This window comes from Pseudomonas sp. P8_241 (assembly GCF_034008315.1).
Lineage (GTDB): Bacteria > Pseudomonadota > Gammaproteobacteria > Pseudomonadales > Pseudomonadaceae > Aquipseudomonas.
In genome coordinates this window covers 1327087-1342482 of record NZ_CP125377.1, presented here as the reverse complement: position 1 = coordinate 1342482, position 15396 = coordinate 1327087, and the positions used below count along the sequence as shown (strand labels likewise).

At 61.1% G+C, this 15396-nt stretch carries 13 protein-coding genes; 6 read left to right on the top strand and 7 right to left on the bottom strand.

Annotated elements, in window-relative coordinates; genetic code table 11:
- Positions 1-21: 21 nt before the first annotated feature.
- The 7 genes from QMK58_RS05940 to QMK58_RS05910 all read right to left on the bottom strand — a co-directional run bounded on the left by QMK58_RS05940 (position 22) and on the right by QMK58_RS05910 (position 8298).
- Positions 22-1032, bottom strand: a complete 1011-nt coding sequence (locus QMK58_RS05940) for a chemotaxis response regulator protein-glutamate methylesterase (protein WP_053162154.1) — start codon at positions 1030-1032, stop codon at positions 22-24.
- On the bottom strand, positions 1029-3308 hold the full coding sequence (locus QMK58_RS05935) for a hybrid sensor histidine kinase/response regulator (RefSeq protein ID WP_320395993.1): 2280 nt from the start codon (positions 3306-3308) through the stop codon (positions 1029-1031). Before QMK58_RS05935 ends, QMK58_RS05940 begins: the two co-directional genes overlap by 4 nt.
- On the bottom strand, positions 3305-3985 hold the full coding sequence (locus tag QMK58_RS05930; RefSeq protein WP_320395992.1) for a chemotaxis protein CheW: 681 nt from the start codon (positions 3983-3985) through the stop codon (positions 3305-3307). The genes QMK58_RS05935 and QMK58_RS05930 overlap by 4 nt, the downstream gene beginning before the upstream one ends.
- Positions 3982-5256: a CheR family methyltransferase gene (locus tag QMK58_RS05925; protein WP_053162160.1), complete on the bottom strand. Its 1275-nt coding sequence runs from the start codon at positions 5254-5256 to the stop codon at positions 3982-3984. Before QMK58_RS05925 ends, QMK58_RS05930 begins: the two co-directional genes overlap by 4 nt.
- The gene (locus QMK58_RS05920) at positions 5253-5789 is read right to left on the bottom strand and encodes a chemotaxis protein CheW (protein WP_053162162.1); all 537 of its coding nucleotides are present in this window, start codon (positions 5787-5789) and stop codon (positions 5253-5255) included. Before QMK58_RS05920 ends, QMK58_RS05925 begins: the two co-directional genes overlap by 4 nt.
- Positions 5789-7411: a methyl-accepting chemotaxis protein gene (locus tag QMK58_RS05915; RefSeq protein ID WP_053162164.1), complete on the bottom strand. Its 1623-nt coding sequence runs from the start codon at positions 7409-7411 to the stop codon at positions 5789-5791. Before QMK58_RS05915 ends, QMK58_RS05920 begins: the two co-directional genes overlap by 1 nt.
- A 194-nt stretch (positions 7412-7605) precedes the next feature.
- Positions 7606-8298, bottom strand: a complete 693-nt coding sequence (locus QMK58_RS05910) for a tellurite resistance TerB family protein (RefSeq protein ID WP_053162166.1) — start codon at positions 8296-8298, stop codon at positions 7606-7608.
- Between the two features lie 192 nt (positions 8299-8490).
- Here QMK58_RS05910 and QMK58_RS05905 point away from each other — a divergent pair, with 192 nt between their 5' ends.
- The 6 genes from QMK58_RS05905 (at position 8491) to QMK58_RS05880 (ending at position 15392) form a co-directional block, all read left to right on the top strand.
- Entirely contained in the window at positions 8491-9405 is a 915-nt protein-coding gene (locus QMK58_RS05905; protein ID WP_053162168.1) for a LysR family transcriptional regulator, read from the top strand.
- Positions 9406-9506: 101 nt separating this feature from the next.
- On the top strand, positions 9507-10994 hold the full coding sequence (locus QMK58_RS05900) for a gamma-aminobutyraldehyde dehydrogenase (protein WP_082344545.1): 1488 nt from the start codon (positions 9507-9509) through the stop codon (positions 10992-10994).
- 212 nt (positions 10995-11206) lie between these two features.
- Entirely contained in the window at positions 11207-12358 is a 1152-nt protein-coding gene (gene ydcS, locus QMK58_RS05895; RefSeq protein WP_053162171.1) for a putative ABC transporter substrate-binding protein YdcS, read from the top strand.
- 248 nt (positions 12359-12606) lie between these two features.
- Positions 12607-13644, top strand: coding sequence for an ABC transporter ATP-binding protein (locus QMK58_RS05890; RefSeq protein WP_053162173.1), 1038 nt, complete (start codon positions 12607-12609; stop codon positions 13642-13644).
- Between the two features lies 1 nt (position 13645).
- The gene (locus QMK58_RS05885) at positions 13646-14593 is read left to right on the top strand and encodes an ABC transporter permease (RefSeq protein ID WP_053162175.1); all 948 of its coding nucleotides are present in this window, start codon (positions 13646-13648) and stop codon (positions 14591-14593) included.
- The gene (locus QMK58_RS05880; protein WP_046816458.1) at positions 14583-15392 is read left to right on the top strand and encodes an ABC transporter permease; all 810 of its coding nucleotides are present in this window, start codon (positions 14583-14585) and stop codon (positions 15390-15392) included. The genes QMK58_RS05885 and QMK58_RS05880 overlap by 11 nt, the downstream gene beginning before the upstream one ends.
- Positions 15393-15396: the final 4 nt, after the last annotated feature.

Sequence of the window (15396 nt, the reverse complement as noted above, 5' to 3'; positions counted from 1 at the left end):
CAGGACTGCGGGAAAAACCACTCATTTTGCGAAAATCTCCAGCAATCGTGGCGCTATCTTGTTCAGCGGGCGAATCTCTGCGGCAGCATCGATGGCGGCGGCCGCCTTTGGCATGCCATACACCGCACTGCTGTTCTGGTCTTGAGCGATGGTCAGGTAGCCCTGCTGACGCATGAGTTTAAGCCCCTGCGCGCCATCACGCCCCATGCCGGTGAGCAATACGCCGACCGCGTCACCGTTCCAGTAACTGGCCACACTCTCAAAAAAAACATCGATCGAGGGCCGATAAATCTCGTTGATCGGCTCGGCGGTGTAGGCCAGCGTGCCGTTTTTCAACAATCGGATATGGTGATTGGTGCCGGCCAGCAACACCGTGCCGCTTTGCGGAGGCTCGCCTTCCCGGGCCAGGCGCACGTTGAGGCCGCTGGCGCTGCCGAGCCATTCGGCCATGCCGGCGGCGAATACTTGATCGACGTGCTGCACCAGCACAATGGCCGGTGAAAAGTTGCGCGGCAAGCCCTTGAGCAGGATCTCCAGCGCCGCAGGCCCACCGGCGGATGAGCCGATGGCGATCAGGCTCTGGCAAGAGCCGGGGTTGCGCAACGGTGATGGCGCCCGACTCGGGCGGTTGCCCTTATCGCCGATCAACCAGCCGATGTTCAGAATCTTGCGCAGCAACGGCGCGGCGGCTTCCTTGGCATTGCCAGCGCCGAGGGCTGGGGTGTCGACCACATCCAGCGCCCCGTGGCCCATGGCCTCGAATACGCGATGCACGTTCTGTTGACGATCCACCGTGACAATGACGATGGCGCATGGGCTTTCGGCCATGATCCGGCGGGTTGCCTCGACGCCATCCATCACCGGCATGATCAAGTCCATCAGGATCAGATCCGGAGTGTCCTGCGCGCAAAGGCGAACGGCCTCGGCGCCATTGCCGGCGACCCAGACCACCTGATGCGACGGTTCGAATGCCAAGGCGCGGCGCAAGACCTCCACCGCCATGGGCATGTCGTTTACGATGGCAATCCTCATGCCCGGGCTCCTCCGATGAGCTCGACCACTGCATCGAGCAAGGCGTCGTCATGAAAACTGGCCTTGGCTAGATAATAGTCGGCCCCCGCATCCAGTCCACGACGCCGGTCCTCCTCACGATCCTTGTAGGACACCACCATCACCGGCAGCGATTGCAGGCGAGTGTCCCGGCGCAGCAGCGTGACCAGTTCGATGCCGTCCATGCGCGGCATATCAATGTCGGTGATCAGCAGATCGAAATCCTCCGAACGCAGCGCGTTCCAGCCGTCCATACCGTCCACCGCAACCGCCACATCGTATCCGCGATTGAGCAACAGCTTGCGCTGCAACTCTCGCACGGTGAGTGAATCGTCGACCACCAGAATCCGTTTGCGTGAGGCTTCGACCACCTGGCTGCCCTGACGGGCGATACGCTCCAGGCGCCCGGTGTTGAGCAATTTATCCACCGAACGCAGCATGTCTTCGACATCGACAATCAGCACCACCGAACCGTCATCGAGCAAGGCCCCGGCGGAAATGTCCTGCACCTTGCCCAGGCGCTCGTCCAGCGGCAGAACCACCAATGTGCGCTCGCCGATAAAGCGCTCGACCGCCACGCCATACATCGCATCACGTTCGCGAATCACCACGACTTTCAGCGTTTGCCGGTCGCTCTGGCTGGCCGGGCGTTGCAGCAGTTGGCTCGCGGCAACGAGGCCGACATGCCGACCCTCGTGCCAAAAATGCTGACGCCCTTCGACTTGCACGATGTCCGCTGGCTCCAGGTCGCACATGCGCTCGATGTGTGCCAGCGGGAAGGCGTAGGCTTCGGCGCCGACTTCCACCACCAGACTGCGTACTACCGACAGGGTCAGCGGTACTTCGAGATGGAAACGACTGCCCCGGCCCGCCGTCTGCTCCAGCATCACTGCGCCGCGCAACTGACGGACCATATGTTGAACAGCATCCAGACCGACGCCGCGCCCGGAGACTTCTGTGACAGTGTCGCGCAGGCTGAAACCCGGCAGGAACAGGAACGTCAGCAGCTCTTCTTCGCTCAGTTGCGCAGCGGTTTCGACGGGTGAAAGATTGCGTTCAACGATACTGCGGCGAACCTTTTCCAGGTCCACGCCATTGCCGTCATCGCTCAGCTCCAGGACCAAAAGGCCGGCCTGATGAGAAGCACGTAAACGGATCACGCCTTCCGCTGGCTTGCCCGCCAGCAGGCGCTGCTCAGGGGTTTCGATCCCGTGATCGACCGCGTTGCGCAGCAGGTGAGTCAGCGGCGCTTCGAGCTTTTCAAGCACGTCGCGATCGACCTGGGTTTTCTCGCCTTCGATCTCCAGCCGCACCTGTTTGCCAAGGTCACGCCCCAGATCACGAACCATGCGCGCCTGGCCGGTCAATACATCGGCAAAGGGCCGCATGCGGCAGGCCAGCGCCGTGTCATACAAGACCTGCGCGCGTTGGCTGGCCTGCCAGGCGAACTCATCGAGTTCGGCATTCTTCTCCACCAGCAATTGCTGGGACTCCGCCAGCAACCGCCGCGCATCTTCGAGTGATTCTCGGGCTTCCAGGCTCAAGGCGTGATCCTTGAGGTGCACGTTGAGATTTTCCAGCGCGCGCAGGCCGTTGCTCTGCGTGCGTTTGAGCCGCTGCATGGTGGCCAGGTGCGGCTTGAGCCGCAGGGTTTCCACCAACGATTTGCTCGATAGGTCGAGCAGGCTGTTCAAGCGTTCGGCAGTGACGCGCAGGACTCGCTCGCCGTTTTCGGTGGCGCGTTTGGTTTTGCGCGGCGCGGGCGTGAATGGGGGGACGACGTCAGGCGCCGGGGTTTCGACCTTGGGCGCGAACACTTCAAGCTGTAACTCGGCCATCACCGGCGCAGCGCTCGCAACCCGCGCAGCAGTCGGATCAAGCAGACGCGCCATCAACACCACATAGGCGTCGATATCCGCCGATTGCGGATTGTTGTTCGGCGTGGCGATGCGCATCAGCAGATCGGTGCCTTGCAGCAACGCATCGATGTGTTCGGGGCGCAGCAACAAACGCCCTTCCTGGGCGCTCACCAAGCAGTCTTCCATGACATGGGCGACGCTGACTCCCGCATCGACACCGACAATTCGCGCCGCCCCCTTGAGCGAATGCGCGGCACGCATGCACGATTCAAGTTGATCGGCCTGGGTCGGATCGCGTTCCAGCGCCAGCAGGCCGGCGCTCAGCACTTGGGTCTGGGCCTCGGCTTCGAGGCTGAACAACTCCAGCAAAGAGGCGTCGCGCATTTGCTCGGGGGTCATGTGAGGCTCCGGGTCACGGCGCACAGCAACTGTTCTTCATCCAGCCAACGCAGGCTGCGACCTTTGAATGGCAATACGCCCCGGGTGTATTTGGCGCTGGCCTGGGTGCCCGATTGCGACGCGGCATCGAGGATCCGCTCGTCGATGGCGTGAATACCGTCGACTTCATCCACAGGCACCACCACGGGTCCGCCGTGGGCTGCAATGATCAACATGCGCGGCATGACCCGTGCACCGACTTCCACGCTGCTCGCGCTATCGAGCCCGAGCAGTTCCACCAGCGACAGACACGCCACCAGCGCACCGCGCACATTCGCCACGCCGAGCAAGGCCCGGGAACGCTGGTGCGGCAGCGAGTGAATCACTTGCAACGGTGCCACTTCCACCAGGCTGCGCGTGGCCAGACCGAGCCATTCTTCGCCCAGGCGGAACATCAACAGCGACCGGGTTTTCGCCTCGCTCTCGACCGCGACGGACACTTGCCCGCGGTCGTCCTGCTGCAACGCATAACGATCCAGCAAGCGAGTAGCCGCCGCCGAATACACCGCGCAGTTGCGGCAATGAATATGTTCGCTCAGTAACGGGCACGACTTGTCGCCATGGATACCGATGCGGTTCCAGCAATCGTCGATGGCCTGGGCATCCCGGCTGACGCTGAAGGTGTCGGAGGCAATCATCGTTTACGCTCACTGTCGACGGCGCGCGCGCTGCGGGCGGCACGCTCCTGCAATCGTCTGGCACCCGCCGTGTCGCCCTGGGCTTGCAGCAACGCCGCCAGGTGTATCAACGCTTCGGGGTGTTGCGGCTCGAGGTACAACGCCTTGCGGTAAAAGCCTTGAGCTTCGAAGGCATTTCCAGCGACATCGCTGAGCAGCCCTAACCAACAGAACACCTGAGCCACGGGTTCATGGTTGCGCAAATAGCGTTCACAGGCGGCTCGCGCTTCTGCGCTCTTGCCTTCGTTGGCCAAGGCGCCGATATTCGCCAGCAACGCAACCGTGTCGGAGACAGACGTCTTCGGCGCAAAAACCTCGGGCTGGGCGCTGGCGAAGGGGCGGCTGTGTACCGACGACGGCGGGCGGCTGGGCGGTGGCGGTACCGGCAATGGCGCGGGAACGAAGGTCGGCAACGGCAACGGTTGTGACTCCTGCGCACCCTGCCGACTGAAGGCGAAGGACTGCGCGATACCCATCGAGCGCATGCCAAAACGCCCCAGCAAGCTACCTTCGGCGGGACCGATAAACAGTACGCCATCGACGTGAGTCAGTTGCTTGAGCACCTCGAACACCTGCTTCTGCGTCGACTGGTCGAAATAGATCAGCAAGTTGCGGCAGAACACGAAATCAAACGCGGGCTCATGGGCGAGCAAGCTTGGGTCCAGCAGATTGCCAACCTGCAAACGCACCTGATCAATCACGCGCTGATGGAGGCGATAGCCCTCGCCTTCGACACTGAAATGACGGTCACGAAACCCGATATCCTGGCCGCGAAAGGAGTTTTTCCCGTACACCGCGCGCCTGGCCTTTTCCACCGACAACGGGCTGACATCCATACCGTCGACCTTGAACTGATGCCGCTTGAGCCCGGCATCGAGCAGCGCCATGGCAATTGAATAAGGTTCTTCGCCGGTGGAACACGGCAAACTGAGAATCCGCAGGGCACGCCGGTTATTGATTGCAGCCAGGCGCTTGCCGGCCATTTTGGCGAGCGTAGTGAAGGACTCCGGGTAACGGAAGAACCACGTTTCCGGGACGATTACCGATTCGATCAACGCTTGTTGTTCGTCACGCGAGCCCTGCAAGGTGAGCCAGTATTCATCGGCTGTTTGCGCCTCGACGGCGTGACTGCGCTGGCGTACGGCGCGCTCGATGATGGCCGGTCCCACCGACGTCACGTCGAGGCCGATGCGTTCCTTGAGGAAGTCGAAAAAACGCTGGTCAGAGCTCATGGCCGCGCCTCAAGCAGCGCCAGGTCCAGCGGTGGCGACGGAAACAGCAGCGCGCGAACCTTATCGTCCAGCAAATCGGCGACCCGCACCCGTTGCAGCAAACCTTGCTCATCCTTGCGAACCGGCCCCAGATAGGGCGCCTGCCGGTTGTCCACGCCGTAGGGTTGAAAGTCCGCCGGATCACAGCGCAAGGTATCCGTGGCCTGCTCGAGAATCAGCCCGAGCAATTGCGTGCCGGCGGTTTCGCCCGGGCGGTAGTTGACCAGCACCAGCCGCGTGCTGGTGCGTGACTGGGCAGGTGTACCAAAGGTCAACGCGCTCAGGTCGATCACCGGCACTACCGCACCACGGTAGGCGAACACCCCGGCAACCCAATCGGGTGTACGGGGAATCGGCTTCAACGGCAGGCACGGCAGCACTTCCGCCACCTCGATGGCCTGCAAGGCATACCGTTCGTTACCGATGCGAAACACCAGAAACAACGCGTGCAACGCCTGCTTCGCCACAGGACGTTTGGCCGTGATTTCGCTCATCAGACTTTAAATCGCGAAACGCCGCTGCGCAGCCCTACGGCCACCTGGCTCAGCTCATCGATGGCGAAACTCGCCTGGCGCAAGGATTCGACCGTCTGGCTGCTGGCATCACCCAGTTGCACCAGTGCGTGATTGATCTGCTCGGCACCGGTGGCCTGGGCTTGCATGCCTTCGTTGACCATCAGCACGCGCGGCGCCAGCGCTTGCACCTGGTGGATGATCTGCGACAACTGCTCGCCGACCTGCTGCACTTCGGACATCCCGCGGCGCACTTCTTCGGAGAATTTGTCCATGCCCATGACCCCGGCCGATACCGCCGACTGAATCTCGCGCACCATCTGCTCGATATCGTAGGTGGCGACGGCGGTCTGGTCCGCCAGGCGCCGCACTTCAGTGGCAACCACGGAAAAACCACGGCCGTATTCACCGGCTTTTTCCGCTTCGATGGCGGCGTTGAGCGACAACAGGTTGGTCTGGTCGGCAACCTTGACGATGGTCACGACCACCTGGTTGATGTTGCCGGCCTTCTCATTGAGGATCGCCAGCTTGGCGTTGACCAGATCGGCCGCGCCCATCACCGAATGCATGGTCTCTTCCATGCGCGCCAGCCCTTGCTGCCCGGAACCTGCGGCCACCGAAGCCTGATCGGCGGCGGTGGACACTTCGGTCATGGTGCGCACCAGATCGCGGGAGGTGGCGGCGATTTCACGTGAGGTCGCGCCGATTTCCGTGGTGGTCGCGGCGGTCTCGGTAGCGGTGGCCTGTTGTTGCTTGGAGGTGGCTGCAATCTCGGTGACCGACGTGGTGACCTGCACCGATGAGCGCTGGGCCTGGGACACCAGGGACGTAAGCTCGGTCATCATGTCGTTGAAGCCGGTTTCCACTGCACCGAACTCATCCTTGCGCTCAAGGTTCAGGCGACTGCTGAGGTCGCCGGTGCGCATGATTTCGAGGATTTTCACGATGCGGTTCATCGGCGCCAAAATCGCGCGCATCAGCAGCAGGCCACAAAGGGCGGCGGCCAGCACTGCCACCAGCAGGGAAATGCCCATGATGATTTTTGCCGTGACGACTGCATCGTCAATGGCTGCGATGTCCGCGTCCGCCACCGATTTGTTATGACGCAGAATCTCATTGACCTTCATTCGGCCTGCTGTCCAGGCCGGAGTCAGCTCACTGGTGAACAGCTTGATGGCTTCTGCACTTTGGTTGCGTTTATGCAACTCGATCACGGCGGCCAAAATCCGGTGATAGTCCTCATGCAGTTTTTCGAACGCAGCGTACTCGACCCGGTCTTCTTCGTCGGCAATCGTTCCACGGTAAAGGTCCATCTGCTCTTTCAATCGCGCGGCATAGCCATTGAAGTTCGCGGCTTCCTCGACCGTGAAGCCCTGCCCCTGCTCCAGGCCCAGCATGGCCTGAATGCGTACATAACTGTCGGACCACGCACCACGAATCATCGAGCTGTAATAAAGGCCTGGCAGAGCGTCCTCACGTACGCTGGCTTCGCTGCTTTCGATCTTCAACAACCGCGAATACGAGACGACCACCATCAACAACATGATGGCGATAATTACCGCAAAGCTCGCCAAAATGCGTTGGCGCAACGTCCAGTTCTTCACAGTCAGTCCTCGGGGCGGATTCGAAATGCGGGGAGTATAGCCGAGGGCGGTGTTTCATTTATAAGACGGTTGCGCACCACTTCTCATCTTGCTGAAAAAGCCTGGCACGCCGGCTTAAAGCAAAAGATCGCAGCCTTCGGATGACGCGGATCCCGTAGGAGCTGCCGAAGGCTGCGATCTTTTAAGCAAACAAACTACATCGAAGCCTGGCGAACCTGCTTTTCAAGCTCGGCCTTCAACCCCGGCTCCAGCTTGAGCTGGCGCGCCAGTTCATCGAGATACGACTTTTCCATGAAGCTCTCTTCATCGACCAGCATCACACTGGCGATGTACATCTCAGCGGCCATTTCCGGGGTGCTGGCGGCGCGGGCGACGTCGCTGGGGTCCAGCGGCTTGTTGAGTTCGGCATGCAGCCAGTGCTGCAACTCCTGATCGTTATCAAGTTTGGTGAACTCGCCTTCAATCAGCTCCCGCTCGCGCTGATCGATATGCCCGTCCGCCTTGGCCGCGGCCACCAGCGCCTTGAGAATCGCCTGACTGTGCTGTTCGACCTGAGCCATCGGCAAACGATCGAGGGTTTGCGGCGCGGTCTTCGGCGCAGTGCCTTGCTCGGCCTGCCAGCTGCCGTAGGCCTTGTAGGCCATCACGCCCAATGCCGCCAGCCCACCGTAGACCGCCACCTTCCCGCCGACCTTGCGGGCTTTTTTGTTACCCAGCAGCAAACCCATCGCGCCCGCCGCCAATGCACCGCCGCTGGCCCCGGAAAGCAAACTGCCCAGACCACCGGAGCTACTGCTCGCCCCTTTGTTCTGCGCGGTACCGGCCTTGTTTTGCAACATGTCCTGGCCGGACTTGAGTAGCTGCTCGAGCAATCCACGGGTGTTCATTGTCGCCTCCATAAAAGGTGTAACCGGACATTAAGGCCCCCAGCCTAGATCGAAAGTGCCCGAGCACGGCCTGCGAGAGTACTTCCAGATGTTGCTCGACTGCTTTTAACGCTGACAGTTTGAATATGCATTCAGAATTTTAGATATACACTCGACAAAATCGATAAAAACCGCCCACCGGGTAATTTCTCCATGATGACCTTGCGTCAGATCCGCCACTTCATCGCCGTTGCCGAGACGGGCTCGATCTCGGCCGCCGCACAAACGGCATTCATTTCGCAGTCGACGCTGACCCTGGCGATCCAGCAACTGGAGGAGGAAATCGGTGTAAGCCTTTTCAGTCGCCACGCCAAGGGCATGACGCTGACTCACCAGGGGCATCAATTCCTGCGCCAGGCACACCTGATTCTGGCCACCGTAGATAACGCCAAACGCAGCCTGCAACAGAGCACCGACCAGGTCGCCGGGCAGTTGATCATCGGCGTGACCAGCCTGGTCGCCGGTTACTATCTGGCGGATTTGCTCACCCGTTTCCAGCGCGCCTACCCCAATGTGGAAATTCGCGTGATGGAAGACGAGCGCCCCTACATAGAGCATTTGCTGGTGAGTGGCGAGATTGATGTCGGTGTGCTGATCCTCTCCAATCTCGAGGATCGCCACGCCTTGCAGACCGAAGTGCTGACTCATTCGCCCCATCGCTTGTGGTTGCCGGCCCAGCATCCTTTGCTGGAACACGACAGCATCAACCTCTCCGATGTGGCCCGCGAGCCGCTGATCCAGCTGAACGTGGATGAAATGGACCGCAATGCCCAACGCATGTGGTCCGCCGCTTCGTTGCAGCCGCGCATCACGCTGCGCACCGCCTCGACCGAAGCGGTGCGAAGCCTGGTGGCCGCCGGCCTGGGTGTGTCGATCCAGCCCGACATGACTTACCGCCCCTGGTCACTGGAAGGCGACATCATCGAAGCGCGGCCGATTGCCGACCTCAACCAGACCCTCGATATCGGCCTTGCGTGGCGTCGCGGCACAGCCCGCCCGGCATTGGTGGATCCATTTCTCACCGTGGCACGGGAACAACCCCACGGCAAACGCAAGCCATCTATTTAATCGAACGCAACCTTCAGTATTTAGTATTTGTCGACCTCGGGGCCGCGCACTAGTCTTGTTACATCTATATAAGACGGCCAGCCCCAGTCACAGGGAGCAGCATGGCCACACAAGAAAAGAGAACCCGAAAAATGCCTGGCGCGCAGACCCCGTTGTTCACCGCATTATTGATCGATGGTGAATTAGTCGCCGGGCAAGGCTGCGTCGAGCCGATTCTCAACCCCGCCACCGGGGAAGTTCTCACCCAGATCGCCGAAGCCAGCACCGAGCAAGTCGAAGCGGCCATCCTTGCCGCTCACCGCGCCTTCGCCGGTTGGTCGCGGACCACGCCGCAGCAACGCTCCAACCTGCTGTTGGACATCGCCAACGCCATCGAAAAAAACGCCGACCTGCTCGCCCGCCTCGAATCCATGAACTGTGGCAAGCCGCTGCACCTGGCTCGTCAGGATGACCTGAGCGCCACCGTTGATGTGTTCCGCTTCTTTGCCGGTGCAGTGCGCTGCCAGACCGGCCAACTGAGCGGTGAATACATGCCGGGCTACACCAGCATGGTTCGGCGCGATCCTATCGGAGTCGTGGCGTCGATTGCGCCATGGAACTACCCCATCATGATGGCCGCGTGGAAAATCGCCCCGGCCCTCGCCGCTGGCAACACGCTGGTGTTCAAACCGTCGGAACACACGCCGCTGTCGATCCTGGCCCTGGCTCCGGCGCTGGCCGAGATCCTGCCGCGTGGCGTGATCAACATCATTTGCGGCGGCGGTGAAGGCGTCGGCAGCCATTTGGTCAGCCACCCGAAAATCCGCATGGTGTCGCTGACCGGCGATATCGTCACCGGGCAAAAAATCCTGCAAGCCGCATCGAAAACGCTCAAACGCACCCATCTCGAACTCGGTGGCAAGGCTCCGGTGATTGTCTGCAACGATGCCGACATTCAAGCCGTGGTCGAAGGTGTGCGCACCTACGGTTACTACAACGCCGGCCAGGATTGCACCGCTGCTTGCCGCATTTATGCCCAGGCCGGGATTCATGATCGTCTGGTCGCCGAACTCGGCGCGGCCGTCAGCAGCCTGCGCTTTGCCGGCAAACGCGATGCCGACAATGAAATCGGCCCGCTGATCAGCACCCGCCAGCGCGACCGCGTGGCGAGTTTCGTCGAGCGTGCCCTCGGCCAGCCGCACATCGAGCGGGTGACCGGCGCCGCCGTGCATTCCGGTGCCGGGTTTTACTATCAGCCGACCTTGCTCGCCGGCTGCAAACAGAATGATGAAATCGTCCAGCGTGAAGTGTTTGGGCCGGTGGTCACCGTGACCCGTTTCGATCAACTCGAACAAGCGGTGGATTGGGCCAACGATTCAGAGTACGGCCTGGCGTCTTCGGTCTGGACGCAGAATCTCGACAAGGCCATGCAGGTCGCCGCCCGATTGCAGTACGGCTGCACCTGGATCAACAGCCATTTCATGCTGGTCAGCGAAATGCCCCACGGCGGCTTGAAACGCTCCGGCTACGGCAAAGACCTGTCCAGCGATTCGCTCCAGGACTACAGCGTGGTGCGCCACATCATGGCGCGCCACGGCCAGCATTTGTAAAAGCGCACTACGCTAACAATTAGCCGTAAAGGCATAGATGTCGAAACGTCACAACACCGCGCCCCTTGTAGGAGCTGGCTTGTCAGCGAAGGCGCCAGCCAAGGCACCGCAAGGCTTCGCCGGCATGCCGGCTCCTACAGGACCGTGTTTACAACGTTGAAACCTCGATCAAAAAACTGCCCCGACCATAATTTAAAGAAGAGGGAAACCCCATGTTCGTGCACAAGACCGCACTGCTCAGTGCAATCACCACCGCGCTGCTGGCCAGCGTCAGTGTCCAGGCCGCCGAGCCGCTCAAAGCTGTCGGGGCGGGCGAGGGTCAGCTGGATATTGTCGCGTGGCCCGGCTACATCGAACGTGGCGAGAGCGACAAGGCCTACGACTGGGTGACCGGTTTCGAGAAGGAAACAGGCTGCAAGGTCAATGTGAAAACCGCTGCAACCTCCGATGAAATGGTCAGCCTGATGGCCAAGGGCGGTTACGACCTGGTGACGGCGTCCGGCGACGCCTCCCTGCGCCTGATCGTCGGCAAGCGTGTGCAGCCGATCAACACCGCGCTGATCCCGAACTGGAAAAACCTCGACCCGCGTCTCAAGGATGCGCCGTGGTACGTTGTCAACAATCAGACTTATGGCACCCCGTATCAGTGGGGCCCGAACGTGTTGATGTACAACACCAACGTGTTCAAGACCGCGCCCACCACCTGGGGTGTGTTGTTCAACGCCGAAAACCTGCCGGACGGCAAACCGAACAAGGGCCGCGTGCAGGCCTATGACGGCCCGATCTACATTGCCGACGCGGCGCTGTATCTCAAGTCAACCAAACCGGAGCTGGGTATCCAGAACCCGTACGAATTGACCGAGGCACAATACAAGGCCGTGCTCGATCTGCTGCGCGCCCAGCAGCCGTTGATCCACCGCTACTGGCATGACACCACCGTACAGATGAGCGACTTCAAGAACGAAGGCGTGGTCGCGTCCGGCGCCTGGCCGTATCAGGTCAATGGCCTGATGAACGAGAAACAGCCAATCGCTTCGACCATCCCGAAAGAAGGCGCCACCGGTTGGGCCGACACCACCATGCTGCACACCGAGGCCAAGCACCCGAACTGCGCCTACAAGTGGATGGACTGGTCGCTGCAACCGAAAGTCCAGGGTGACGTCGCCGCGTGGTTCGGTTCGCTGCCAGCGGTTCCCGCAGCGTGCAAGGAGAGCGAACTGCTGGGCGCCGAAGGCTGCAAGACCAACGGTTTTGACCAGTTCGACAAGATCGCCTTCTGGAAAACCCCGCAGGCTGAAGGCGGCAAGTTCGTGCCGTACAGCCGCTGGACCCAGGATTACATCGCGATCATGGGCGGCCGCTAAAAGTCATTCCGGTAGCTACTGCGCGTCGACCAGCCGCGCCCGGGCAGTGCTCGCCTCCTCACGTACTGACGTACGCTCCGGGGGCTGCGCGCTGGCCGGACACGGCTAATCGCCGCTCGCTACGCTCCCGAAACGACTTTATGTGATCGACGCTTTTCAAGAAGCAAAGCTGATTTTCGAATTACTGTTTTTTCAGAAGTCCAGGCGGGGCCGCTGCGACGGCCTTCGCCTTTTTGGAGCACCGCACCATGACACTTGCAGTCCAGTTCACCAACGTTTCCCGTTTATTCGGCGAAGTGAAAGCCGTAGACCGGGTTTCCATCGACATCCAGGACGGCGAGTTTTTCTCCATGCTGGGGCCTTCCGGTTCCGGCAAAACCACCTGTTTGCGCCTGATCGCCGGCTTTGAACAGCCGAGCGCAGGCTCCATCCGCATTCATGGCGAAGAGGCCGCCGGCCTGCCGCCGTACCAGCGCGACGTGAACACCGTGTTCCAGGATTACGCGCTGTTCCCGCACATGAACGTTCGCGACAACGTCGCCTACGGTTTGAAAGTCAAAGGTGTCGCCAAGGCCGAACGGCTCAAGCGCGCCGAAGAGTCCCTCGACATGGTCGCCCTCGGCGGTTATGGCGAGCGCAAGCCGGTACAACTCTCCGGTGGCCAGCGCCAGCGTGTGGCCCTGGCCCGCGCCCTGGTCAATCGTCCTCGGGTGCTGCTGCTCGACGAACCGCTCGGAGCGCTCGACCTGAAACTGCGCGAACAAATGCAGAGCGAATTGAAGAAGCTGCAACGCCAGCTCGGTATCACCTTCATCTTCGTGACCCATGACCAGACCGAAGCGCTGTCGATGTCCGACCGCGTGGCGGTGTTCAACAAGGGGCGAATCGAACAAGTCGATACGCCGCGCAACCTGTACATGAAACCGGCGACCACCTTCGTCGCCGAATTCGTCGGCACCTCGAACGTGATTCGCGGCGATCTGGCCAAACAACTCAGTGGCAATCCGCAGCCGTTTTCGATTCGCCCGGAACACGTGCGTTTCGCCGAAGGCCCGCTGGCCAGCCACGAAATCGAAGTCAGCGGTTTGCTGCACGACATCCAGTACCAGGGCAGCGCCACGCGCTATGAACTGAAACTGGAAAACGGCCAGACCCTGAATATCAGCCAGGCCAACAACCAGTGGCTGGACACCAGCGCGCAGCATCAGACCGGACAACGACTCAGCGCACGCTGGGCGCGTGAAGCGATGGTCCAGTTGCACGACACCGTTGTCGGCGGGGTGTGACATGAACACCTTGGCTGTTTCTCAATCCCCCTCGGGCGGCTCGCCACTGCGCAGGTTTTCCAACCTGCTGTATCGCCGGCCGAACCTGTACCTGTCGATGCTGCTGGTGCCGCCGCTGCTGTGGTTCGGCGCGATCTATCTGGGTTCGTTGCTGACTTTGCTCTGGCAAGGTTTCTACACCTTCGATGACTTCACCATGGCGGTCACGCCGGACCTGACGCTGGCGAACTTCGCCGCGCTGTTCCAGCCGTCGAACTTCGACATCATCCTGCGCACCCTGGGCATGGCGATTGTCGTGTCGATTGCCAGCGCCATCGTCGCGTTCCCGATTGCCTACTACATGGCGCGCTACACCACCGGTAAAACCAAGGCGTTTTTCTACATCGCGGTGATGATGCCGATGTGGGCCAGCTATATCGTCAAGGCTTACGCCTGGACGCTGCTGCTGGCAAAAGGCGGCGTGGCGCAGTGGTTCGTGCAGCACCTGGGGCTGGAACCGGTTCTGCAATTCGTGCTGGGCATCCCGGGCGTCGGCGGCAGCACCTTGTCGACCTCGCACCTGGGCCGTTTCATGGTGTTTGTCTACATCTGGCTGCCGTTCATGATCCTGCCGATCCAGGCCTCGCTGGAACGCCTGCCGCCCTCGCTGCTGCAAGCCTCCGCCGACCTCGGTGCCAAGCCGCGCCAGACTTTCATGCAAGTGATTCTGCCGCTGTCGATCCCGGGCATTGCCGCCGGTTCGATCTTCACCTTCTCGCTGACCCTGGGCGATTTCATCGTGCCGCAACTGGTCGGCCCGCCCGGCTACTTCGTCGGCAGCATGGTGTATGCCCAGCAAGGTGCCATCGGCAACATGCCAATGGCTGCCGCCTTCACACTGGTGCCGATTGTGCTGATCGCCATCTACCTGTCCATCGTCAAACGCCTGGGGGCCTTCGATGCACTCTGAAAAAGCATCCTTGGGCCTGCGCATCGCAGCCTGGGGCGGGTTGGTGTTCCTGCACTTCCCGATCCTGATCATCTTCCTGTACGCCTTCAACACCGAAGACGCAGCGTTCAGCTTTCCACCCAAGGGTTTCACCCTGAAGTGGATCGGCGTGGCGTTCTCGCGCCCGGACGTGCTCGAAGCGATCAAGCTGTCCTTGCAGATCGCCTCGATTGCCACACTGATTGCCATGGTCCTCGGCACATTGGCTTCGGCGGCGTTGTATCGCCGCGACTTCTTCGGCAAGCAAGGCATCTCGCTGATGCTGATCCTGCCGATTGCCTTGCCGGGGATCATCACCGGTATCGCGTTGCTGGCGACGTTCAAAACACTGGGGATCGAGCCGGGGATGTTCACCATCATCGTCGGCCACGCGACCTTCTGTGTGGTGATCGTCTACAACAACGTCATCGCCCGCTTGCGCCGCACTTCCCACAGTTTGATCGAGGCCTCGATGGACCTCGGCGCCGACGGTTGGCAGACCTTCCGCTACATCATCCTGCCGAACCTCGGCTCGGCGTTGCTGGCCGGGGGCATGCTCGCGTTTGCGCTGTCGTTCGACGAAATCATTGTCACCACCTTCACCGCCGGCCATGAACGCACCCTGCCGCTGTGGCTGCTCAACCAGCTCAGCCGCCCACGGGATGTGCCGGTGACCAACGTCGTGGCGATGCTGGTGATGATGGTGACCATGCTGCCGATTCTTGGCGCTTATTACCTGACCCGGGGCGGCGAAAGCGTTGCGGGCAGCGGCGGGAAATAACCGA